This is a genomic window from Burkholderia sp. AU27893 (assembly GCF_002223205.1).
GTDB lineage: Bacteria > Pseudomonadota > Gammaproteobacteria > Burkholderiales > Burkholderiaceae > Burkholderia.
The window spans coordinates 29,448-50,793 of the sequence record NZ_NKFD01000003.1; the positions used below are offsets into that span (position 1 = coordinate 29,448).

The following is a 21,346-nucleotide window of genomic DNA, read 5'->3' on the forward strand; positions in this document are numbered from 1 at the left end:
CAGACGGACCGAATTCGATCTGTCCCTCTTGTCTCGTACAGGCCACATTTCGTTCGTATCCGATTTGAATTTATCGCGAAGCACGCTAATTTGTTGCTTTGCCTGCGATTGCGCCCCATGAACGTCGACTACCTCTTCTACCGGAGGCCGGACAAGCCCGGCCCCTATTCGCTCGACGACCTCGGCGACATCGCGCCGCCGATCGGCCCGGGCGACCTGGTGCGTGCGGGCATCGCCCGCGTGTTCGCGCAGATCGACTGGCAGGAATCGCCCGATGTGCCCGGCGCGTGGTTCGGCACGGGCGGCGCGACATTCCAGTTCACCGCGGAGCCCGACGGCCGCGTGACGAGCTTCATGGGCTCGCGCCTCGAACGCCGCTCGATGCTGCAGCTCACCCGCGAAATGGGGCTCATTGCGCTCGACCTGCAACGCGACATCGTCTACGGCTGACGCGCCGCCGGCGCCGGGGCCCGCCCGGGCCGGCCGCGCTTGCCGGTCAACGGCTTCCGGCCTGCCGCCGCATGCGGCGCGTGTCCGCCATCGAACTTCAAAGATTGCTATACTTTCGCCCAATTCCGGCTTCCGGCCGGCAATTTGTGCCTGTCTGTGTCGATCGTTCGCATATCTCGCACGCATTTGACACCCTGACCATCCCAGCCGGGCATGGCTTCTTCAATCGCCCCGCGTGGGTGTCTCCGTGGAGCTCGTCTTGGCCGTTTCCCATTCCGTCGTGAACGAACAAGAAACCGACGCCGCTGCCGTCACATCGGGCAGTTCTTTCTATCTTGCGATGCGCATCCTGCCGGCTGCGCAGCGCGATGCGATGTTCCAGGTCTACGCGTTTTGCCGCGCGGTCGACGACATCGCCGACAGTGACCTGCCGCGCGCCGAGCGCCACGCGGGCCTCGACCGCTGGCGCGCGGACATCGACGCGTGCTTCGCCGGCCGCCCGCCGCGCCACTTGGCCGCGCTCGATCGCGAGATCCGCGCATTCAACCTGCAGCGCGACGACTTCCACGCGATGATCGACGGGATGGCGATGGATGCGGTCGAAGACATCTGCGCGCCCGACGAACCGACGCTCGACCTCTTCTGCGATCGCGTGGCGAGCGCGGCCGGCCGGCTGTCGGTGAGGATTTTCGGGATGCCGGAAGCCGAAGGGATCAAGCTGTCGCATCACCTCGGCCGCGCGCTGCAACTGACGAACATCCTGCGCGACATCGACGACGATGCGGCGATCAACCGTTGCTACCTGCCGCGCGAGCTGCTCGCGCGCGAAGGCATCGCGATCACCGACCCGGCGACGATCGTGCGCGATCCGGCGCTGCCGCGCGTGTGCGCGACGCTCGTCGAGCGCGCGCTCGAGCACTTCCGCCAGGCCGACGCGGTGATGGACACCTGCGCGCGTGCGCAGGTGAAGGCGCCGCGCATCATGTCGGGCGCGTATCGCTGCATCCTCGAAGCCGCGATCGCACGCGGCTTTGCGTTCCCGCGCGCGCCGCTGCGCAAGCCGAAAGCACGCATGCTGATGATCGCCGCGCGCTACGCGCTGTTCTGAGCCGACCGAGTCGATGCCCAGGACCGTCCACGTGATCGGCGCCGGCGTTGCCGGCCTGTCGGCCGCGGTCGAACTGCAACGCCGCGGGCGACGCATCGTGCTGCACGACGCGCACGCGCATGCGGGCGGCCGCTGCCGCTCGTGGTTCGACGGGACGCTGAACACGACGCTCGACAGCGGGCTGCACACGGTGTTCGCGGGACAGCCCGCGACGCAGCGCTACCTGCGCGCGATCGGCGCGGCCGACCAGCTCACGGGGCCCGCACTGCCTGAATTCCCGGTCGTCGACGTCGCGTCGCAGCAGCGCTGGACGCTGCGCTTCGGCAACGGGCGCTGGCCATCGTGGCTGTTCGATGCCGCGTCGCGCGCGCCGGACACGACGCCGCTCGACTACCTCGCGCTCGCCCCGCTCGCGTTCGCGCGCATGGGCCGCTCACTCGCACAGACGATGCGATGCGACGGCATGTTGTGGGAACGTTGGCTGCGGCCGTATTTCCTCGGTGTGCTGAACGTCGAGCCGCGTCACGCGAGTGCCGAACTCGCGCGCGCGGCGCTGTGCAGCACGTTTTCCGCGGGCGGCCCCGCTTGCCGTCCGCTCGTCGCGCGACACGGCCTCGGCAGTGCATTCGTCGAACCGGCGCTGCGGATGCTGCAGCACGGCGGCGCGCAGATCCGGCTGAATTCGAGGCTCGACGCATTCGAATTCGGCGCGCACGGCAACGCGGTCGATGCGGTTTCTGTCGGCGGCGAGCGGATCGATCTCGCGCCGGGCGACGCCGTCGTGCTGGCCGTGCCACCCGAGGTCGCGCAGCCGCTCGTGCCCGAACTCACCGCGCCCGACACGTTCAGTGCGGTCGTGACCGCGTATTTCGCGGTCGAAACCCCGGCCGGCAATCCGCTGCAGACCACCGTCATCAACGGCGTTGTCGATACGGTGCGCACCGGCGGCGGCCAGCTCGCGGCGACGATCCGCGACGCGGGCCGCTGGCTCGACACGCCGCGCGACACGCTCGCGCGGCGCATCTGGGAAGACGTCGCGCGCGTGACCGGCGCGAACCCGGAAACCATTCCCGCGTGGCAGCTCGTCGTCGAGCCGCGCGCGGGCTTTGCGGCGGTGCCGTCGCAGGAAATGAAACGTCCGGCCGTGCGTACGCGCTGGACCAATCTCGTGCTGGCGGGCGACTGGATTGCCACCGGCTTGCCCGCCACGATCGAGGGTGCGATCCGCTCCGGCCAGCTGGCCGCGGACGTGCTCCAGACACAGTAAGTAAAAGAGGGACCGATGAACGATCTCACCGAAATGGCTACCCTGTCCGCCGGCGCCGTGCCGGCCGGCGTCGATACGGCCGTCGTGCGTGCGACCGACGCGCTGCTGGCCGCGCAGAACGCGGATGGCCACTGGGTCTACGAACTCGAAGCCGATTCGACGATTCCCGCCGAATACGTGCTGCTCGTCCACTATCTCGGCGAGACGCCGAACCTCGAGCTCGAACAGAAGATCGGCAAGTATCTGCGCCGCATCCAGCAGGCCGACGGCGGCTGGCCGCTGTTCACCGACGGCGCGCCGAACATCAGCGCGAGCGTGAAGGCGTATTTCGCGCTGAAGGTGATCGGCGACGACGAGAACGCCGAGCACATGCAGCGTGCGCGCCGTGCCATCCACGCGATGGGCGGCGCCGAGATGTCGAACGTGTTCACGCGCATCCAGCTCGCGCTGTACGGCGCGATTCCGTGGCGCGCAGTGCCGATGATGCCGGTCGAGATCATGCTGCTGCCGCAGTGGTTCCCGTTCCATCTATCGAAGGTGTCGTACTGGGCGCGCACGGTGATCGTGCCGCTGCTCGTGCTGAACGCGAAGCGCCCGCTCGCGCAGAACCCGCGCGGCGTGCGCATCGACGAACTGTTCATCGATCCGCCCGTCAACGCCGGGCTGCTGCCGCGCCAGGGCCACCAGAGCCCCGGCTGGTTCGCGTTCTTCCGCGTGGTCGACCATGCATTGCGCGCGGCCGACGGCCTGTTCCCGAACTACACGCGCGAACGCGCGATCCGTCAGGCCGTGTCGTTCGTCGACGAGCGCCTGAACGGCGAGGACGGCCTCGGCGCGATCTATCCGGCGATGGCCAACGCGGTGATGATGTACGACGCGCTCGGCTACGCAGAAGATCACCCGAACCGCGCGATCGCGCGCAAGTCGATCGAGAAGCTGCTCGTCGTGCACGATGACGAAGCGTATTGCCAGCCGTGCCTGTCGCCGGTGTGGGACACGTCGCTCGCCGCGCACGCGCTGCTCGAAACGCGCGACGCGCGTGCCGAGGATGCCGCGATCCGCGGCCTCGAATGGCTGCGTCCGCTGCAGATTCTCGACGTGCGCGGCGACTGGATCTCGCGCCGCCCGCACGTGCGGCCCGGCGGCTGGGCGTTCCAGTACGCGAACGCACACTACCCGGACGTCGACGATACGGCGGTGGTCGCGGTGGCGATGGAGCGCGCGCAGCAACTCAAGCAGAACGACGCGTATCGCGATTCGATCGCGCGGGCGCGCGAGTGGGTCGTCGGGATGCAGAGCAGCGACGGCGGCTGGGGCGCGTTCGAACCGGAAAACACGCAGTACTACCTGAACAACATCCCGTTCTCGGATCACGGCGCGCTGCTCGATCCGCCGACGGCCGACGTGTCGGGCCGCTGCCTGTCGATGCTGTCGCAGCTCGGCGAGACGCCGCTGAACAGCGAGCCGGCGCGTCGCGCACTCGACTACATGCTCAAGGAGCAGGAACCGGACGGCAGCTGGTATGGCCGCTGGGGAATGAACTACGTGTACGGCACGTGGACGGCACTGTGCTCGCTGAACGCGGCCGGCCTGACGCCGGACGATCCGCGCATGAAGCGCGGCGCGCAGTGGCTGCTGTCGATCCAGAACAAGGACGGCGGCTGGGGCGAGGACGGCGACAGCTACAAGCTGAACTATCGCGGTTTCGAGCAGGCGCCGAGCACTGCGTCGCAAACCGCATGGGCGCTGCTCGGCCTGATGGCGGCCGGCGAGGTGAACAACCCGGCGGTGGCGCGTGGCATCGACTACCTGATCGCCGAGCAGAACGACGAAGGCCTGTGGGACGAGACGCGCTTCACGGCGACGGGCTTCCCGCGCGTGTTCTACCTGCGCTACCACGGCTATCGCAAGTTCTTCCCGCTGTGGGCGCTCGCCCGCTATCGCAACCTGAAGCGCGACAACACCACGCGCGTGACGGTCGGGCTGTAACGGGTGGCGCCGCAATCCACCGGCTCGCTGCCCGTCATCGCCGTGACGGGGATGGCGTTCGAGGCGCGCATCGCGCGCGGCGACGGCGTCGAAGCCGTCTTTGCCGCACGGGCCGACCGCCTCGAACGCGCGCTGACCGAGGCGACCGCGCGCGGTTGCGCGGGCATCGTGAGCTTCGGCACGGCGGGCGGGCTCGCACCCGACCTGGCGCCCGGCGCGCTCGTGGTCGCGAGCGCGATCGACGGGCCGTTCGGCCGTGTCGAGACCGACGCAGGCTGGAGTGCACGGCTCGTCGCCGCGCTGCACGACACGCCCGTCTGGGCGCGCGTCACGCGCGGCACGATCGCGGCCGTCGGCGCACCGGTCATCAGCGAGCAGGACAAGACGTCGCTGCATCGCGCGAAGGACGCGCTCGCCGTCGACATGGAGTCGCATATCGCGGCGGCCTTCGCGGCGGCGCGCGGCGTACCGTTCGCGGTGTGCCGCGCGATCGTCGATCCGGCGTGGCGCACGTTGCCGCGCGCGGCGACGGCCGGCCTGCGCGACGACGGCAGCACGGCGATCCTGCCGATCCTGCGTGAACTGCTGAAGCAGCCGTCGCAGCTCGGCCCGCTGCTGCAGGTCGCGAGCGATGCGCGCGCGGCGCGCACGACGCTGATCCAGGCGCGACACGCGTTCGAGCGTGCCGGTGCGATGCGGATCGCCTGAGCGGCGCGCGCCGCCCGTCTCGCCCTTCTCCCCCGGTTTTCCGTTTCTCGCGGACAAAAAAAGAGCGCTGCATTTGCAGCGCTCTTTGTCTTTGCGGCGGTGGCCGCTGCAACGTTACTGCTGCACGGCCGGCGCGCTCGCAGGCGTCGCGGGTGCGGCCGTCGATGCCGCAGCAGGCGCAGCAGCAGGCGCGCTCGCGGGCATCGCGTTGTCCGCGCCCGGATCGTCGTACTGCGGCAATCCCGGCGCGGCCGGTGCATTGTTCGGCGTGGCGCCCGATGCGCCGCCCGACTCGCCCGGATCCTCGTAGTTCGGCAACCCCGGCACGGCCGGCGTCGCGGCCGGCACGGCGCCCGCTTCACCCGGCTCGTTGTAGGTCGGCAGCGCGGCCGACGACGACTGGCTGCGATACGTCAGCGACTTGCGCTGCTGCAGGTACGCGTCGCGCACGAACGAATACGGATCGAGCGCGGCCTGTTTCAGCAGGTCGGTTGCACCGAGCAGGTCCGAACGCGCGCTGATGAACTGCGCGATGTACATCGGGTTGCGTGCGGCCGGCTCGATGTAGTTCAGCAGGTTGAAGCGCACGTCCACCGCGCGGCCGACGCCGTCGCGGATCGTGCTCGGCCCGAACACGGGCAGCACGAGGTACGGGCCCGACGGCACGCCCCAGCGCGCCATCGTCAGGCCGAAGTCCTGGTGATGCTTCGGCAGCCCGGCGGGCGTCGCGATGTCGATCAGGCCGGCGACGCCGAACACCGAGTTCATCGCCACGCGCATCAGATCCTCGGTGGCATCGGTGATGCGGAGCTGCAGCAGGTTGTTCGCGATGTTGCCGAGATCGCCGAGGTTCGAGAAGAAGTTGCTGATCGCGGTGCGCACGGGCGTCGGCGTGACCTTCTGGTACCCCTTCGCGATCGGCTGGGCGATGTTCGTGTCGACGGTGTCGTTGAACTTGTACATCGCCCGGTTCATCGGCTCGAGCGGGTCGTTGGGGTTGCGGTTCGGCCCCGTCGCGCAGCCGGTCAGCGCCGCGCTGGCGGCAACGGTCGCCGCAATGATTCGCACCTTATTCATTGATTCCTTGCGATTGGTTCTTGGCGCGTTTGACGCGCGGTTTGCCCATCAGGACAGGCTGGAACACCACGGCGCCGATCAGCGTGCAGGTCAGGGCCAGCGCGAGCAGCTTGCCCATGCTCGACGTGCCCGGGTGGTGCGACAGCCACAGGCTGCCGAATGCGGTCGCCGTCGTCGCGGCGCTGAACAGGACGGCATGCGTGAGGCTCGAGTGCAGCAACCCGGTTTGCCCCGCGCGCCACGCCATCACGAAATACACCTTGAACGCGACGCCGACGCCGAGCATCAGCGGCAGCGCGATGATGTTCGCGAAGTTGAGCGGCATGCCGAGCACGACGCACAGCTCGAGCGTCACGACGCCCGACACGAGCAGCGGCACCAGCGTGCGCAGCACGTCGCCGAAGCGGCGCAGCGTGACCCACAGCAGGACCGTGATCGAGATGATCGACCACAGCGCCGCATGCAGGAACGCGTTGATGATCGTGTCGGCCGAATGCAGGATCGAGATCGGCCCGCCGGTCGTGCCCGGCTCCGCGGCTTTCACGGCCTTCGCGAAGCGGCGCAGCATCGTGTCGTCGCCCGGGTCGACGCCCTTCGGCACCTTCGGCGAGATCTGCACGAGCGCATGGCCGTCCGGCGCGACCCAGTCGCGCACCAGCTGCGGCGGCAGCGATTCGCGCGTGACGTCCTGCGGTTGCAGCAGCGACGCGAGCTGGTTCAGCGCGATGCGCAGCGTGTCGGAGAACGCGCGTTCGGCGCGGTCGCGCGTCGCGGCATCCGCGGCGGCGAGCTTCGCGAGCGACGCGGACAGGTGCTGCGCGGCGGCCGCGCCCGGGCCCGGGTGATCTTCGGCCGCATAGCTCAGCAGGTCCGACACGCGCTTGAGCGCGGCGACGCGCTGCGCGTCGGTCGCGGGCGGCGCGGGCGGCTGCGTCAGCGCGGGCAGCAGGTCGCTCGCGGCCGCGGCGATCGCCGCGCGCTTGGCCGGCTGGTCGGCGGGGATGAAGGTCGACAGCGTGGTCGTGCGGCCGACTTCGGGCAGCGCGTCGAGGCGCTTCGCGGCCGCATCGGCCTCCGCGAGCGACGGCGCGAGCAGCGTGACGTCGTTGACGGCGGCTTCCGGCGAATCCTTCAGCGCGAGCAGCGTCGCCATCGATTCGCTGTTCGGATCCTTCAGGTGCAGCGGGTTGAAGTCGAAGCGCAGGAACGCGAGCAGCGGCAGCGCGCCGATCACGACCACGAGCGTGCCGATCAGGATCGGCTTGCGATGGCGGTCGAGGTAATCGTCGACCGGCGCGAGCCACGGAAAGCCCGGCGTCTTCGATTCGCCCGGCGGCGCGAACAGGCGCAGCAACGCGGGCAGCAGCGTGAGCGTGGTGAGCAGCGCGACGAACATCCCGACGCCCGCGATCAGGCCGAGCTCGGACACGCCGCGATAGGCGGTGGGGATGAACGAGAAGAAGCTCGCCGCGACGGCCGCGGTGGCCAGCGCGAGCGGCATGCCCATCGAGTGCGCGGCGCCGATCAGCGCGTGGTCGATGCGCGGATCGCGGAAGCGCTCCTCGCGGTACTTCACGCCGTACTGGATCGAGAAATCGACGCCGAGGCCGACGAACAGCACCATGAACGCGACCGAGATCATGTTCAGCGAGCCGACCATCGCGAGGCCGAGCGCGGCGGTCACGACGAGGCCGACGAACAGCGTGACGAGCACCGAGCCGATCATCCGCTTCGAGCGCAGCGCGAGCCACAGGATGACGAGCACGGCGAGCAGCGTGAAGACGCCGTTGAGCGCCGCGCCGTCCTCGACCGACGCGAATTCGTCGTCGGCGAGCGGCTGTTCGCCGGTCAGGCGCACGACCGCGCCGTAGCGCTTCTCGAGGTCGATCGAACGGGCCGCGTCGCGGATCACCTGGCTGGTTGCCGCGCCGGCCTTCAGCGCGCCGTAGTTGACCACGGGCTGCACGGTGACGAACGCGCGCGCGGGCTGCCGCGCGGCATCGTTGTCGACCAGCGCGCGCCACGAGAACGCGGCCGGCTTGCCGGCCAGCACGTCGTCGACCGTCGCGGCGCTGCGCGCGAGCAGCTTCGCCATCGCGGGCAGTTTCACCTGGCCGGTCAGCAGCGGCTGGCCGAGCGTGGTGGAGAGCGTCGTGGCGAGCCCGGTCAGGCTCGGGTTCTTCGCGAGTTCGTTGACGAGCGGGCGTGCGCTCGCGAGCTGCGCGGTCGTGTCGGTGACTTCCTGCGGCGACAGGAACAGCAGCCCGTTGTGCTCGAAGAACGGCCCGCCGCCGGGCTCGGCGACCTGGCCGATGCGGCCGGCGGCGGCATCCTTCTGCAGCGCGTCGGTCAGCGCCTGCGCGGCGGCATTCGCGAATTCGGGCGCGGGCGCCTCGACGACCGCGAGGATCGTGCCGTTGCGTTGCGGGAACGCTGTGTCGACCGCGTGGCCGAGCGCGGCAAATTGCGGTTCCGCATCGACGAGCTTGCTGATGTCGGTGTTGATCTTGAAATGCTGCGCGACATAGACGCCGCTGAGCGCGGCGATGATGAGCGACAGCACGACGACCCAGACGGGCCGGCGTACCGACCATGCAACGAGTCGGACGATGAGAGATGTCACCATGTGGCGGTGGGGAGCGGCTGGAAAGGGCAAAGTAGCCAAGTATACCGGCGCAGCGTGGCGGCGGTCGTGACGTTGGGGGTTACGAGAAGGGAAGGAGAATTGTTCGTGGCGGCGGAATCGATACCGATGGCCGGCCGGTTTGTAAGGGGATATTTACATAAACGGCGCCGCGCTGCTTCGACGCCCCGCCGCGGGCCTGTGACAAAGGATCTGAAAGGTAACAGTCGGTCACGGCGGCGCACCGAGGCGTCGAGCCCGGTATACTTTGCTCCGTCGGCCGGTGCAATGAACCGGTCGTTTTTTCTCATCGAGCGATATTCGTATGAAACGTCATCTGTTTGCTTTCGTCGCGGCGGCCGCCGTGTCGGTTTCCGCTTTCGCGCAGAGCGCGCCGGTCGATATCGTCCGCAATGCGGTCGAGGGCACCGTCAACGCGATGAAGGCCGATCCGGCCGCACGCGGCGGTGACATGGCGAAGGTCTCGGCGGTCGTCGAGCAGCGCTTCCTGCCCGCGACCAACTTCGAGCGCACGACCCGCATCGCGGTCGGTGACGCGTGGAAGCAGGCCACGCCGCAACAGCAGCAGGAGCTGTACAAGCAGTTCAGGCTGCTGATGACGCGCACCTACGCCGCGTCGCTCGCGCAGCTCGGCAGCCAGGACGCGAAGTTCTCGTTCAAGGCGGGCGGCGCGTCAGGCGCCGACGCGCTCGTCCAGTCGACGGTCACGACGCCGGGCGACAGCCAGTCGGTCGGCTATCGTCTCGGCAAGGTCGGCAACGACTGGAAGATCTACGACATCGACATGTCGGGCGCGTGGCTGATCCAGGTCTACCAGGGCCAGTTCAAGAGCCAGCTCGCATCGGGCGGCATCGATGGGCTGATCGCGTACCTGCAGAAGCACAATTCGCGGACGAACTGATCGGCCGCTGAGCGATCCGGATTCCGGATGCACGAAGGGCGCCCTCGGGCGCCCTTTTTCATGGCGGTGCGCTGGCGGCGCGTTACGCGCCGACGCCGAGCATCCGCAGGCAATCGTCGACGACCGCATCGACGAACGCGGCACGATCCGCTTCCGGCGTCGCGATGATGTGATCGGTCGCACCATGCACGCCCGCATAGATCAGCAGCGCGGTGACCTGCGGGTGCGCGAGCCGCCAGGTGCCGGCCCGTGCGCCGCCGTCGAGAATCGCGCCGAGCTGGTCGAGGATCGCGTTCTTGTCGGCATTCGCGCGATCGTGGTGATGGTGGTTCGTATAGACGATGTCGTGCGTGCGGTAGGTCGCCGCGTAGGTTTCGATGTTGGCGCGGATCCACGCGCGCAGGCGCGCGAGCCAGTCGTCGGCGTCGCACGAGTCCACCGCGTGCTGCAAACGGCCGAGGAACGACGCCGTGTAGCGCTGCGCGAGCGCGGCGAGCATGTCGGACTTCGATTCGAAGTAGTGATAGAACGTGCCCTTCGCGACCTGCGCGTGTTCGACGATCTCGCTGACGGTCGTCGCTTCCACGCCCTGCGCGAGAAACAGCGTCTCGGCCGCCGCCATCAGTTCCTCGAGGCGCACTTCCGCCGGCTTCGTGCGCGGCTTGCCTGCCGGCGTGTCGTCTTTCACTGTCCTGTGTCCTGCCTTGGTCCTGTCCGTCATCGCGCGGCTCGACGCCCGTTCATGCAAAGCCCGCAGTTTAGGCCAGCGTCCTGCTCACCGCCAACGCAATCCATTGACCGACGGTCGGTCGATATATATGATGAGAATCATTCTCATCTCGATGCCCGTCAAGGGCTGACCACCATGCCTCGCTACCGTCGCGCCGCACTCGTCCTGGCCGCCTGTCTCGGCACCTTTCTCGCCACGCTCGACATCAGCATCGTCAACGTCGCGCTGCCGACGCTGCAGACGGCGCTCGATACCGATATCGGCGGCCTCCAGTGGGTCGTCAATGCGTATGCGCTGACGCTGTCCGCATTCATGCTGTCGGCCGTGCCGCTTGGCGATCGCTACGGACACAAGCGCGTGTGGCTCGCCAGCGTCGTCCTGTTCACGGTGGGGTCAGTGGTGTGCGCATGCGCGGGCAGCACCGAGCCGCTGCTGATTGGCCGCGCGATCCAGGGGCTCGCCGGTGCGTTGCTGATACCGGGCGCGATGCCGATCCTCACGCATGCATTTCCCGATGCGCGCGAGCGTGCCCGCGCGATCGGCGGGTGGTCCGCGTTCAGCGCGCTCGCGCTGATCCTCGGGCCGCTGGTGGGCGGCCTGCTCGTCGAGCATGGCGGATGGCAGAACATCTTCCTCGTCAACGTGCCGATCGGCGTCGTGACCGTGCTGCTCGGCGCATGGGGCATTCCGGAGCGCCGGCATCCGCAGCATGCGGCGTTCGATCCGCTCGGCCAGGCGCTGAGCGTGATCTGGCTCGGGTTGCTCACGTACGGGCTGATCGGTATCGGCGAAGCCGGCGCGTGGCACGCGAAGGTGCTCGCGCCGCTGGCGGGCGCCGCGGTGGCGTTCGTCGTGTTCGTGCGAGTCGAGACGCGTGTCGAGCGGCCACTGCTGCCGGTCTGGCTGTTTCGCGATCGGCGGCTGGTGCGCGCCAATCTCGCGTCGTTCGTGCTCGGGTTCTCGGGGTACAGCAGTTTGTTCTTCCTGTCGCTGTTCCTGCAGCAGGCGCAGGGGCGCACGCCGGCCGAGGCCGGCTGGCAACTGATGCCGCAGTTCGTGATGACGGCGATCACGTCGATGCTGTTCGGGCGCATCGCGGCGCGTATTCCGTTGCATGCGCTGATGGTGGGGGGATACGGGTTGATCGGCGCGATGCTCGCGGTCATGGCCGGCTTCGGTGCGGGCACGCCGTATGGGCCGGTCGGTGTCGCGCTGGCGGTGCTCGGCGTCGGCATGGGGCTCGCGGTGCCCGCGACCGGCATGACCGTGATGGAACGGGCGCCGGCCGAACGCGCGGGCATGGCGTCGGCGACGATGAACGCGTTGCGCCAGACGGGGATGAGCATGGGCATCGCGGTGCTCGGCAGCATGATGAGCGTCGGTGCGCTGCACCGGATGACGGCCGCGATGCAGGCGGCGGGTAGCGCACAGGCGGATACACTTGCGCGGCAGGCGGTGATGGAGCATGTGTTTGCTGCGGGGCGGCCGGCGCAACTCGGTGCGTATCGGGACGCGATGGCGCACGGGTTTTCGATCGCGGTTTTGTGTTCCGGGATCCTCAGTATTGTAGTTGCGGTAATGCTGATGATGCGGCGTGAAACGGAGAAGCAGCCGGGACGCGCGGCGGCGTGCGTGACGTCGTCACAATCGGAATGACAGTGGTCGATCAACTTTTCATGCGTGTCACGACACGCACGGCGGCGGCAAGAACGGCTTTCAGATCACGTCATCCGACGAAGAGCGCATTCTCACCGCTGTTCATTCGACCAAGCTATCGAATGACATATGTGCCGATGTACATGAGCATCGTGGGAACTGCCAAGGCGACCAACGAAGATGCCAATTTTTTTGCCGTGACGCGGTGGCGACTGATTCTCCAACCCGTGAAGGCGAATGCAAGTGATGGCCCGATCAGAAACGCAATGAGCAGAATGGTAGTCGGCCACGGCGGAGAGCAGAGATCGATTTCATGGCAAGAATTCCGATCGGAAGGCCACTGCAAACCGGTATGAATGCGCCAGCCGATTCGGCTCCCGATCCAGCATGCAAACCAGGTCGTGATCAGGCCCGCGGTCCAGTACGCAAGTGAAAATCCGGCGCGTTTCACCTGATCTCCCAGAAAAGGATGGTTTTCGATTTTGCCAGATCGGAGTAGCCGAGATCCGTGAGTGGAATCTGCAGGCTGGATATTCCGATTCGTCGACCTATCGACGCGAAGATACCTCTCGTACTGGATACCGGGAGGCGAGAACCGTTCCAGAGGTCGATATGTCCGCCGCTAAAGTCGTCGGCAGCGTCGCCCTGTTGTTGCCAGTACCCGAAGAAGAAAATGATGCCGGTGCGATTTCTGACCCGGTTTTCCCAATCGGGGCCGGTCACGTTCTCCGGAGCGGGTAATCCTGCAATCGGGCGCAGCTTTAACCATTCAGCAAACTCGTATGCGCGTGTGGCCGTCGATTTGCCGTTGAGCTAGAGGCGGCCCAGTGTCGGCTTGCCTGGCATTGGCCGGACCCGTTTCTGCGAAAACGACTTCATCTCGATGCCGACGTTGTGCAGCGTTACACTCATCCGGATGGCGCACTGGTTCTGGTACTGTCCGTTTGGATCGGCGTACGGATTCCCGTGAGCATAGTTGTTCCAGAGTTCGGAAAACGTCACCGACTTCAGTTGGACTTCCTTGTGCGAGTTTTGCAGGGTGGTCGTCCTCACGACTGTTTTTGCGTTTGGCATTACGCATCCTCGCTCAGTCGTGCGAGCGCTTCGTCGCCCCAATAGACCGTGTACGTGCCCTCATGGCTCGTATGAACACGCGGCAGGTATCCGGTGGCATCGAGTCGGCCCGAGTGAACACGCCCGTCCGATGTTTCGATGATGTACGGATAATCCGGCACTGCGCCGTTTCCGACGGCGCGAACGCATTCGTCATAGACGCCCACGGCTATGGCCGCCGTATTGCGTTGCGGATTCGATCCGGAAGAAACGACGCCTTCCGTTTCCGCTTCGTCATCGCACCATGAATTGCCGGAGAGCACCGCAACGATGCGTGGCGGTGTCGCACATCGACATAAAACGACGTCGCCATCGGCTGCCGTTTCGCGCATGAATTTGATGCGCTTCGGTCCGCCAGCCTTGGCAATCTGTCCAGTACTTCCGCATGCTTCGCAGAACGCGAGGCCGCCGATCAGCGCAACCTGATGGCCAGCGTCGCCAAACGTGAATCGTGGCCCTGCGTAGGCAATGACGTGTCCCCCGGTTTCCAACTCGTCGCCGACAACGGCGATACGGCGCATCATGATTTCGCTCCTTGGTCCAGGTCACCGATATCTGCCGGTGATGCCGGTTGCCGCGCAACGAGTTCATGCAGGCGTCATGCGAATCACGAGCACGATGCTCGTTCCGGCAAGCGAAAGGATTCCATCGACCCGGGGAGCGGTCGATTGGACGAGTATGAAATTGGACGGCGAATCGTGAGGTGGGCGCCGTTGACGTGCTGGCCTACCTCCGCCGATGCTCCACCGCGAACTTGATCAGCTCCGCCTGCCCTTCGATTTCCAGCTTGCGCTTCAGATTGAGCCGGTGCGTCTCGACCGTGCGCACCGACAGCCCCGTCTGCTGCGCGATCTGCTTGCTCGACAGCCCTTCCGCCAGCGCGTCGAGGATGTCGCGTTCGCGTGGCGTCAGCCGGTCGAGCGGCGATGCGGTCGCGCTCGCGTGGATCATCCGCGCGGCGAGCCCTTCGCTGAAGAACGTCTGGCCTGCCAGCACCGCGCCGATCGCGCGCACGATCTCGCTCGCGGGCGAATCCTTCAGCAGGTAGCCGCTCGCGCCGGCACGCACGGCCTGCGTCACGTATTCGATGTTGTCGTGCATCGACAGCATCAGCACGCGGATGCCCGGAAAGCGCTCGTGGAACACGCCCGCGAGCGTGATGCCGTTCATCCCGTTCATGCCGACGTCCATCAGCGCGAGATCGGGTTCGAGCGACGCGGCGAGCGCGAGCGCCTCGTCGGCGTTGCCGGCTTCGCCGACCACGGACAGGTCGGCCGCTTCGAGCCGCATCCGCAAGCCGTCGCGCACGAGCGGGTGGTCGTCGACGAGCAGCAGTCGGGCGACGGGCCGGGCGGTGTCGGGGGCGCTCATGCGTGAAAGGTCTCCTGTGATGGGGCGCGTCATGACGCGGCGCCGGGCAGCGGCACGTGCGCGCCGACGACCGTGTGGCCGACCTGCGACGTGATCGTCAGCATGCCGCCGAGCGCGTCGAGGCGCTCGCGCATGTTGCGCAGGCCGATGCCGCGTCGCGCGTCGGCCTGCGAGCGTTCGGCGTCGAAGCCGCAGCCGTTGTCGGCGATGGTCAGCGTGACGGATTGTGCGCCGACGTCGAGCGTGACGGCCGCGCGCGACGCCTGCGCATGATGCACGATGTTGCTGAGCGCTTCCTGGGCGATCCGGAACAGCGCGGTGTTGACGGCTTCGGGCAGCGGCCGGGCGCCGCTGTGCGCGACCTGCGTATAGCCGATGTCGATGCCGCTTTCGGCGCCGAGCTCGCGCACCAGTTGCTCGAGCGCGGCTGCCAGGCCGAGGTCGTCGAGCATCGACGGACGGAGCGCATGCGAGATGCGCCGCACTTCGCGCAGCGTGTCGCCGAGCCGCCCGACGCCCGATGCCAGCGCCTGCTCGGCTTCGGGCAGGCGCGCCGTGCCGCGTTCGAAACGGGCGAGCGCGGATTCGAGCATCAGCTTCGCGGACACCATCATCTGGCTGATCCCGTCATGCAGCTCGCGCGACAGCCGCGCCCGCTCCTGCTCCTGCGATTCGACGACACGCTGCGCGAGCAGCTTGAGCTTCGCGTCGGCGCTGCGCGACTCGCTGACGTTCAGCACCAGCGCGCACACGACGATCGCCGCCGCGCCGGTGAGCGCGATCGCGGTCAGCCAGCTCATCGTGCGCTCGATGTTCGCGGACGCGCGTGCGTCGATGCGCTGCAGTGCGGTGTCGACGTCGTCGAGATAGATGCCGGTGCCGACCATCCAGCCCCAGCGCTCGAGCGCGACGACGTAGCCGAGCTTCGGCGCGACGCGGCCCGTCGACGGCCGCTGCCACGCGTAGCGCACGTAGCCGCCGCCGCTCGATGCCGCGCCGATCAGCTTCTGGATCGTCAGCGCGCCCTGCGGGTCGCGCATCGACCAGTAGTTGTGGCCGACGCGCTCGGGCTCGCGCGGATGCATCAGCGAATTGCCGTGCAGGTCGTACACGAAGAAATAGCCGTCCGGGCCGAAATCCATCTTCTGCAGCATTGCGAGCGCCTGCGTGCGCAGCATCGCGTCGTCGCGCGCGTTGCGGCCGCTCGCGTCGTAGAGCGGCATGATCGCGCTGGTCGCCAGCTCGACGTAGTGCTTCAGTTCGACTTCCTTGCTCGACAGGTACGCGGCCTGGATCGTCGCATGCTGCGTGCGCGCGAGGGACGTCGCCTGCTGGCGCACGCCGAAGCCGATGCCGGCGATCGCGAGCAGGAACGGCACGATGGCCAGAAGGAAGATCTTTGCCTTGAGTCTCATGGTGGTGCGAAGCAGCCGCGCACCCGCGCGGACGGGCCGGGTGCGTCAGCCGTGCGGCGGCAGGTCGAGGCGACATTGTCGGCGATTTTGCGCACGGGCGGCGACGGCGGGCCGGCGGCCGCCCGGCCGTCGCTTGGCCGTTGCTCGGCCGTTGCTTGGCCGTCTCGGCGGCGCGGCGTGTCCGGCCGTTCAGGCCTGCCGCGCCGCGAGGCCGCCGGACGCGGCCGGGTGCACGACGATGCGGTTGCGTCCGCCTTCCTTCGCGCGATACAGCGCGTCGTCGGCGAGCTTCAGCGCGCCCTGCATGTCGTCGTCGTGTTCGGGGTAGCTGGTCGTCACGCCGATGCTCACCGTCAGGCGGCCGGCGGCACCGGCGTCGTGCCGGATGCCGAGATCGAGGATGCCGGTGCGGATCGTCTCGGCGATCGTCACCGCGCCGTCCGTGTCGATGTCGGGCAGCACCACGACGAATTCCTCGCCGCCGTAGCGCGCCGCGTAATCGGCCGGGCGGCGCAGGCAGCCGGCGATGCAGTGGCCGACCGCGGCCAGCGCGTCGTCGCCGGCCTGGTGCCCTTGCGTGTCGTTGTAGCGCTTGAAGTAGTCGACGTCGATGAACAGCAGCGACAGCGCATGCTGCGAGCGCGCGGCACGGCGCCATTCGCGCGCGAGCGTGACGTCGAGCATCCGGCGGTTGTCGAGGCCCGTGAGGCCGTCGGTGCGCGCGAGCGCCTGCAGTTCGGTTTCCGCGCGGTGGCGCTTGCGCAGCTGCACGTCGAGCAGCAGCGACAGGCCGACGAAGCCGATCGCGAGCGCGGCCATCGCGGAGCCGATCGGAATCGCACGGTCGTACCACGCGGCGTAGGTATCGGCTTCCGAGCGCGCGACCATGATGATCAGCGGCAGGTTCTCGAGGTGCCGGAACACGTACAGGCGCCGCACGCCGTCGATCGACGCGGTGTCGGCGAAGCTGCCTTCATTGGCGGTCATGAACCGCCGGAACGTGCTGGCACGGCTGATGTCGCGGCCGACGATCTTAGGGTCGTACGGCTCGCGCGCGAGCATCCTGCCGTCCGTGTTGATCAGCGCGATCGAGCCGCGATCGCCCAGCGACAGGCGCGAGAACAGGTTCTGGAAATATTCGAGCCGGATCGACATCACGGCGACGCCGCCGAACGAGCCGTCGGGCCTCGTGATCCGCCGGCTGAGCGCGATGCTCGGCGAGCCGCCGCGCATCCGCGAGCGATACGGGGGGCTGACGTACAGGCCGGCGTCGGGGTGATCGCGGTGCACGACGAAGTAAGGTTCGTTGCTGAAGTTGGCCTTGCGCGGCACGTCGCTCTTGCCGTCGACCGCGATGTCGCCCTTCGCGTCGAGCACGTAGATCCCGCCGAGGTACTTCGCCGTCGTCGCACGGTCGAACAGCACCTGGCGGCGCAGCGGCATCGGCAGCTTGACGACCTCGGGGTCGTTCTCGCCTTCGACGACGGCCTGCAGCGACAGCGAATAGATCTCGATGTTGCGCTCGATGTCCCACGACGCCATCAGCGCCAGATTCTGCTGCATCGCGATCGAGCGGTCGCGCGCATCGATGCGGCCTTCGTACAGCACGACCCCGCACAGGAGCAGCAGGACCAGCGCGATCAGCAGCCCGGTATAGAAGATCAGGTGCGGCAGCAGGAACCGGCGCAGATGCGCGGCGACGCGGCTCGTCAGGCCGGATTCGCTGGGCATTGCGTAGTCGGTTTCTGCCATGGTCGGTGGATCGGTGGGCATTGCCGCCGGGAGGCGGGCCGATGCGATTGTTCGTATGTCGTGCCGGCGGCGATCCGGTACGCGGCCATTCCGACGCCTTCCTGCCGGCCGGCGGGGAAAATGGACGCCGATTATCGTTAATCGCGGCCAGATATACCGGTAAATCACGCATTCACCGGTGACATCTGCGCCGATTCAACGATCCGACGAATCGGGCAACGCGAATTCAACGGAGTATAACGCGCGCGTCCGAACGCGCGAGAAATGTTGCGGACGGTTGATCCCGATCAAATTACCGTGTAATCCCGTGCTTGCGGATTCCGGGCAGAGCGTTGCTGCACAAGGCTTTGCGGCATGAACGGTCGTGGCGTGCGACATGCAGCCGCCGATTCCCGCCGGTGAGCGACACACACACGCGAAAAATGAAGGTATGCGATAGGCGCCGATTATTCGTTTCAACGGCCGGGCGAACGTGAAAACGAAAAACGGGCGGCCGTGGCGGCCGCCCGTTTCGTGAAGCACGCCTGCGCTTAACCGCCGTGCTGCTGTGCCTTGAACGCGAGGCGGAACTGGTGCAGCAGCGGCTCGGTATAGCCGCTCGGCTGCGACGTGCCCTGCAGCGCGAGCGCGCACGCGGCCTTGAACGCGGTCGACTGATCGTAGCCGGGCGCCATCGGGCGATAGTTCGGGTCGCCGGCGTTCTGCTGGTCGACGACGCGCGCCATCCGCTTGAACACGTCGAGCACGAACGCCTCGGTGATCACGCCGTGGCGCAGCCAGTTCGCGATGTGCTGGCTCGAGATGCGCAGCGTGGCGCGGTCTTCCATCAGGCCGACGTCGTGAATGTCGGGCACCTTCGAGCAGCCGACGCCCTGTTCGACCCAGCGCACGACGTAGCCGAGGATGCCCTGCGCGTTGTTCTCGACTTCGCTCAGGATCTCGGCCTCGCTCCACGCGGCGCGCTCGACGACCGGCACGGTCAGCAGGCCTTCGAGCAGCGCGTCGCGTTCGCTGGCGTACGGCGTCTTCTCGAGCTCCTGCTGGACGGCCTGCACGTCGACGAGGTGGTAGTGCAGCGCGTGCAGCGTCGCGGCGGTCGGCGACGGCACCCATGCGGTGTTCGCGCCGGCGCGCGGATGCGCGATCTTCTGCTCGAGCATCGCGTGCATCAGGTCCGGCATCGCCCACATGCCCTTGCCGATCTGCGCGCGGCCGCGCAGGCCGGCCGACAGGCCCGCGAGCACGTTGTTGCGCTCGTACGACTGGATCCACGCCGACGACTTCATGTCGCCCTTGCGGATCATCGGGCCCGCTTCCATCGCGGTGTGCATCTCGTCGCCGGTGCGATCGAGGAAGCCGGTGTTGATGAACGCCACGCGTGCGGCGGCCGCGGCGATACATGCGGCGAGGTTCACGCTGGTGCGGCGCTCCTCGTCCATGATGCCCATCTTCAGCGTGTTGCGCGGCAGGTGGTACAGATCCTCGATGCGCGCGAACAGCGTATCGGCGAACGCGACTTCGACCGGGCCGTGCATCTTCGGCTTCACGATGTAGATCGAGCCGGTGCGCGAGTTGCGCTTCGCCTTCAGGTCGTGCAGCGAGCACAGCACCGTGACGACACCGTCGAGGATCCCTTCCGGAATCTCGTTGCCGTCGCGGTCGAGCACCGCGCCGTTGGTCATCAGGTGGCCGACGTTGCGCACGAACAGCAGCGAGCGGCCGTGCAGCGACAGCGTGCCGCCGGCGGGCGTGGTGTACTCGCGATCGGCGTTCAGGCGGCGCGTGAAGGTCTTGCCGCCCTTCGCGACTTCCTCGACCAGCGTGCCCTGCATCAGGCCGAGCCAGTTGCGGTAGAGCTGGACCTTGTCTTCCGCGTCCACCGCCGCGACCGAATCCTCGCAGTCGATGATCGTGCTGACCGCGGCTTCGAGCACGACGTCCTTCACGTTCGCGAGATCGGCGCGGCCGATCGGCGTCGATGCGTCGATCTGGATCTCGAGGTGCAGGCCGTTGTGCTTCAGCAGGACCGCGGACGGCGCGTCGGCCGCGCCCTGGTAGCCGACGAACTGCGCCGGCTGCGCGAGGCCTACGATGCCCTTCGCGGTTTCGACGGCGAGCTGGCCGTCCTGCACGCGGTAGCGCAGTGCGTCGCGGTGCGAGCCGCTCGCGAGCGGCGCCGCGTTGTCGAGCACGTTGCGCGCGTAGTCGATCACGCGCTGGCCGCGCGTCGGGTTGTAGGCCGTGGTGCGTTCGGCGCCGCCGTCTTCAGGCAGCGCGTCGGTGCCGTACAGCGCGTCGTACAGGCTGCCCCAGCGGGCATTCGCGGCGTTCAGCGCGTAGCGCGCGTTCGACAGCGGCACGACGAGCTGCGGGCCGGCCTGCGTGGCGATCTCGCTGTCGACGTTCGCGGTGGCTGCCGCGACGTTCGACGGAGCCGGCACGAGGTAGCCGATCTGTTCGAGGAACGCGCGATACGCGGCGTGGTCGCGCACGGGGCCGGGGTGCGCACGGTGCCAGGCGTCGAGTTCCTGCTGCAGGCGGTCGCGTTCGGCGAGCAGCTCGCGGTTGCGCGGCGCCAGGTCGTGCACCAGGGCCGAGAAACCGCTCCAGAACGCGGCCTTGTCGATGCCGGTGCCCGGCAGCGCTTCGTTTTCAATGAACTGGCTCAGCGCTGGCGCGACTTGCAGTCCTGCTTGGTCGATCATCGTTAATCCTCCCGGGGAAAAAATCGCGCGCGGCTTTGGCTGGTTACGCTGCGACGCTTTGTGTGCCGGCGCGGGCGATCTGCGCGTCCTGTTCGGACTTTACGCCAGACACGCCGATCGCGCCCGCGATCCGGCCGCCGACCGTGACGGGCACGCCGCCTTCGAGCAACCCCGTCAGCGGCGCGCTGAGAAACGCGGTGCGGCCACCGTTGATCATATCCTCATACGCCTTCGTCTCGCGCCGGCCGAGCGCTGCCGCGCGCGCCTTGTCCTGCGCGATATACGTGCTGGCCGGCGATGCACCGTCCAGGCGCGCAAAAGCGAGCAGGTGGCCGCCGTCATCGACGACGGCGATCGACACCGCCCAGCCGTGGCGCTCCGCTTCCGCGCGGGCGGCGGCGAGCATGCGGTCGGCATCGGCGAGTTCGAGTTCGGGTTTCGTCTGCATGGCAATCCTCCG

At 67.7% G+C, this 21,346-nt stretch carries 16 protein-coding genes and 1 pseudogene; 7 read left to right on the top strand and 10 right to left on the bottom strand.

What is annotated here, in order from left to right; translation table 11 throughout:
- The first annotated feature begins 117 nt into the window (after positions 1 to 117).
- The 5 genes from CFB47_RS18210 (at position 118) to CFB47_RS18235 (ending at position 5,522) form a co-directional block, all read left to right on the top strand.
- Positions 118 to 450, top strand: coding sequence for a hypothetical protein (locus CFB47_RS18210; protein ID WP_046548815.1), 333 nt, complete (start codon positions 118 to 120; stop codon positions 448 to 450).
- A gap of 259 nt (positions 451 to 709) precedes the next feature.
- Positions 710 to 1,558 (top strand): presqualene diphosphate synthase HpnD, encoded by an 849-nt coding sequence (gene hpnD / locus CFB47_RS18220; RefSeq protein ID WP_089461863.1) that lies wholly within the window; start codon positions 710 to 712, stop codon positions 1,556 to 1,558.
- Between the two features lie 13 nt (positions 1,559 to 1,571).
- Positions 1,572 to 2,825 (top strand): hydroxysqualene dehydroxylase HpnE, encoded by a 1,254-nt coding sequence (gene hpnE / locus CFB47_RS18225; protein ID WP_089443731.1) that lies wholly within the window; start codon positions 1,572 to 1,574, stop codon positions 2,823 to 2,825.
- Positions 2,826 to 2,840: 15 nt separating this feature from the next.
- On the top strand, positions 2,841 to 4,814 hold the full coding sequence (gene shc / locus CFB47_RS18230; RefSeq protein WP_089461864.1) for a squalene--hopene cyclase: 1,974 nt from the start codon (positions 2,841 to 2,843) through the stop codon (positions 4,812 to 4,814).
- A 51-nt stretch (positions 4,815 to 4,865) separates the two neighbouring features.
- Complete coding sequence (locus tag CFB47_RS18235) at positions 4,866 to 5,522, top strand: phosphorylase (protein ID WP_241022391.1); 657 nt, start codon at positions 4,866 to 4,868, stop codon at positions 5,520 to 5,522.
- Between the two features lie 114 nt (positions 5,523 to 5,636).
- Here the strand turns inward: CFB47_RS18235 and CFB47_RS18240 are convergent, their stop codons facing one another.
- Both CFB47_RS18240 and CFB47_RS18245 read right to left on the bottom strand, forming a co-directional pair.
- Positions 5,637 to 6,599, bottom strand: a complete 963-nt coding sequence (locus tag CFB47_RS18240; protein ID WP_089461865.1) for a VacJ family lipoprotein — start codon at positions 6,597 to 6,599, stop codon at positions 5,637 to 5,639.
- Positions 6,592 to 9,225 (bottom strand): MMPL family transporter, encoded by a 2,634-nt coding sequence (locus CFB47_RS18245; RefSeq protein WP_089461866.1) that lies wholly within the window; start codon positions 9,223 to 9,225, stop codon positions 6,592 to 6,594. The genes CFB47_RS18240 and CFB47_RS18245 overlap by 8 nt, the downstream gene beginning before the upstream one ends.
- Positions 9,226 to 9,547: 322 nt before the next feature.
- On the opposite strand from CFB47_RS18245, the gene CFB47_RS18250 reads away from it, so the two are divergent.
- Positions 9,548 to 10,144, top strand: coding sequence for a phospholipid-binding protein MlaC (locus CFB47_RS18250; RefSeq protein WP_089428733.1), 597 nt, complete (start codon positions 9,548 to 9,550; stop codon positions 10,142 to 10,144).
- 82 nt (positions 10,145 to 10,226) lie between these two features.
- Here CFB47_RS18250 and CFB47_RS18255 read toward each other — a convergent pair whose 3' ends face one another.
- A complete protein-coding gene (locus tag CFB47_RS18255) occupies positions 10,227 to 10,865 on the bottom strand; it encodes a TetR/AcrR family transcriptional regulator (RefSeq protein WP_089459262.1) in 639 nt (212 codons plus the stop codon).
- A gap of 144 nt (positions 10,866 to 11,009) precedes the next feature.
- On the opposite strand from CFB47_RS18255, the gene CFB47_RS18260 reads away from it, so the two are divergent.
- On the top strand, positions 11,010 to 12,530 hold the full coding sequence (locus CFB47_RS18260; protein ID WP_089461867.1) for an MFS transporter: 1,521 nt from the start codon (positions 11,010 to 11,012) through the stop codon (positions 12,528 to 12,530).
- 447 nt (positions 12,531 to 12,977) lie between these two features.
- Here CFB47_RS18260 and CFB47_RS42130 read toward each other — a convergent pair.
- The 7 genes and pseudogenes from CFB47_RS42130 to CFB47_RS18295 all read right to left on the bottom strand — a co-directional run bounded on the left by CFB47_RS42130 (position 12,978) and on the right by CFB47_RS18295 (position 21,334).
- Positions 12,978 to 13,604 (bottom strand): annotated as a pseudogene (locus tag CFB47_RS42130) (type VI secretion system amidase effector protein Tae4).
- Positions 13,604 to 14,167, bottom strand: a complete 564-nt coding sequence (locus CFB47_RS18270; protein WP_089461868.1) for a PAAR domain-containing protein — start codon at positions 14,165 to 14,167, stop codon at positions 13,604 to 13,606. The pseudogene CFB47_RS42130 and the gene CFB47_RS18270 overlap by 1 nt, the downstream one beginning before the upstream one ends.
- 202 nt (positions 14,168 to 14,369) lie before the next feature.
- Positions 14,370 to 15,014: a response regulator transcription factor gene (locus CFB47_RS18275; protein ID WP_043186307.1), complete on the bottom strand. Its 645-nt coding sequence runs from the start codon at positions 15,012 to 15,014 to the stop codon at positions 14,370 to 14,372.
- Between the two features lie 29 nt (positions 15,015 to 15,043).
- Positions 15,044 to 16,429, bottom strand: a complete 1,386-nt coding sequence (locus CFB47_RS18280) for a cache domain-containing protein (protein ID WP_089461869.1) — start codon at positions 16,427 to 16,429, stop codon at positions 15,044 to 15,046.
- A gap of 189 nt (positions 16,430 to 16,618) precedes the next feature.
- Positions 16,619 to 18,181: a sensor domain-containing diguanylate cyclase gene (locus CFB47_RS18285; protein WP_089461870.1), complete on the bottom strand. Its 1,563-nt coding sequence runs from the start codon at positions 18,179 to 18,181 to the stop codon at positions 16,619 to 16,621.
- 530 nt (positions 18,182 to 18,711) lie between these two features.
- The gene (locus CFB47_RS18290; protein WP_089459257.1) at positions 18,712 to 20,886 is read right to left on the bottom strand and encodes a malate synthase G; all 2,175 of its coding nucleotides are present in this window, start codon (positions 20,884 to 20,886) and stop codon (positions 18,712 to 18,714) included.
- A gap of 43 nt (positions 20,887 to 20,929) precedes the next feature.
- Positions 20,930 to 21,334, bottom strand: coding sequence for a heme-binding protein (locus CFB47_RS18295; protein ID WP_089443739.1), 405 nt, complete (start codon positions 21,332 to 21,334; stop codon positions 20,930 to 20,932).
- Between the last annotated feature and the right edge of the window lie 12 nt (positions 21,335 to 21,346).

Excerpts from the sequence above, each read along its gene's own strand:
- CFB47_RS18210 (WP_046548815.1), top strand. The coding sequence starts at position 118 with ATGAACGTCGACTACCTCTTCTACCGGAGGCCGGACAAGCCCGGCCCC.
- hpnE (WP_089443731.1), top strand. The coding sequence starts at position 1,572 with ATGCCCAGGACCGTCCACGTGATCGGCGCCGGCGTTGCCGGCCTGTCG.
- shc (WP_089461864.1), top strand. The coding sequence starts at position 2,841 with ATGAACGATCTCACCGAAATGGCTACCCTGTCCGCCGGCGCCGTGCCG.
- CFB47_RS18235 (WP_241022391.1), top strand. The coding sequence starts at position 4,866 with ATGGCGTTCGAGGCGCGCATCGCGCGCGGCGACGGCGTCGAAGCCGTC.
- CFB47_RS18240 (WP_089461865.1), bottom strand. The coding sequence starts at position 6,599 with ATGAATAAGGTGCGAATCATTGCGGCGACCGTTGCCGCCAGCGCGGCG.
- CFB47_RS18245 (WP_089461866.1), bottom strand. The coding sequence starts at position 9,225 with ATGGTGACATCTCTCATCGTCCGACTCGTTGCATGGTCGGTACGCCGG.
- CFB47_RS18250 (WP_089428733.1), top strand. The coding sequence starts at position 9,548 with ATGAAACGTCATCTGTTTGCTTTCGTCGCGGCGGCCGCCGTGTCGGTT.
- CFB47_RS18255 (WP_089459262.1), bottom strand. The coding sequence starts at position 10,865 with ATGACGGACAGGACCAAGGCAGGACACAGGACAGTGAAAGACGACACG.
- CFB47_RS18260 (WP_089461867.1), top strand. The coding sequence starts at position 11,010 with ATGCCTCGCTACCGTCGCGCCGCACTCGTCCTGGCCGCCTGTCTCGGC.
- CFB47_RS18270 (WP_089461868.1), bottom strand. The coding sequence starts at position 14,167 with ATGATGCGCCGTATCGCCGTTGTCGGCGACGAGTTGGAAACCGGGGGA.
- CFB47_RS18275 (WP_043186307.1), bottom strand. The coding sequence starts at position 15,014 with ATGAGCGCCCCCGACACCGCCCGGCCCGTCGCCCGACTGCTGCTCGTC.
- CFB47_RS18280 (WP_089461869.1), bottom strand. The coding sequence starts at position 16,429 with ATGAGACTCAAGGCAAAGATCTTCCTTCTGGCCATCGTGCCGTTCCTG.
- CFB47_RS18285 (WP_089461870.1), bottom strand. The coding sequence starts at position 18,181 with ATGGCAGAAACCGACTACGCAATGCCCAGCGAATCCGGCCTGACGAGC.
- CFB47_RS18290 (WP_089459257.1), bottom strand. The coding sequence starts at position 20,886 with ATGATCGACCAAGCAGGACTGCAAGTCGCGCCAGCGCTGAGCCAGTTC.
- CFB47_RS18295 (WP_089443739.1), bottom strand. The coding sequence starts at position 21,334 with ATGCAGACGAAACCCGAACTCGAACTCGCCGATGCCGACCGCATGCTC.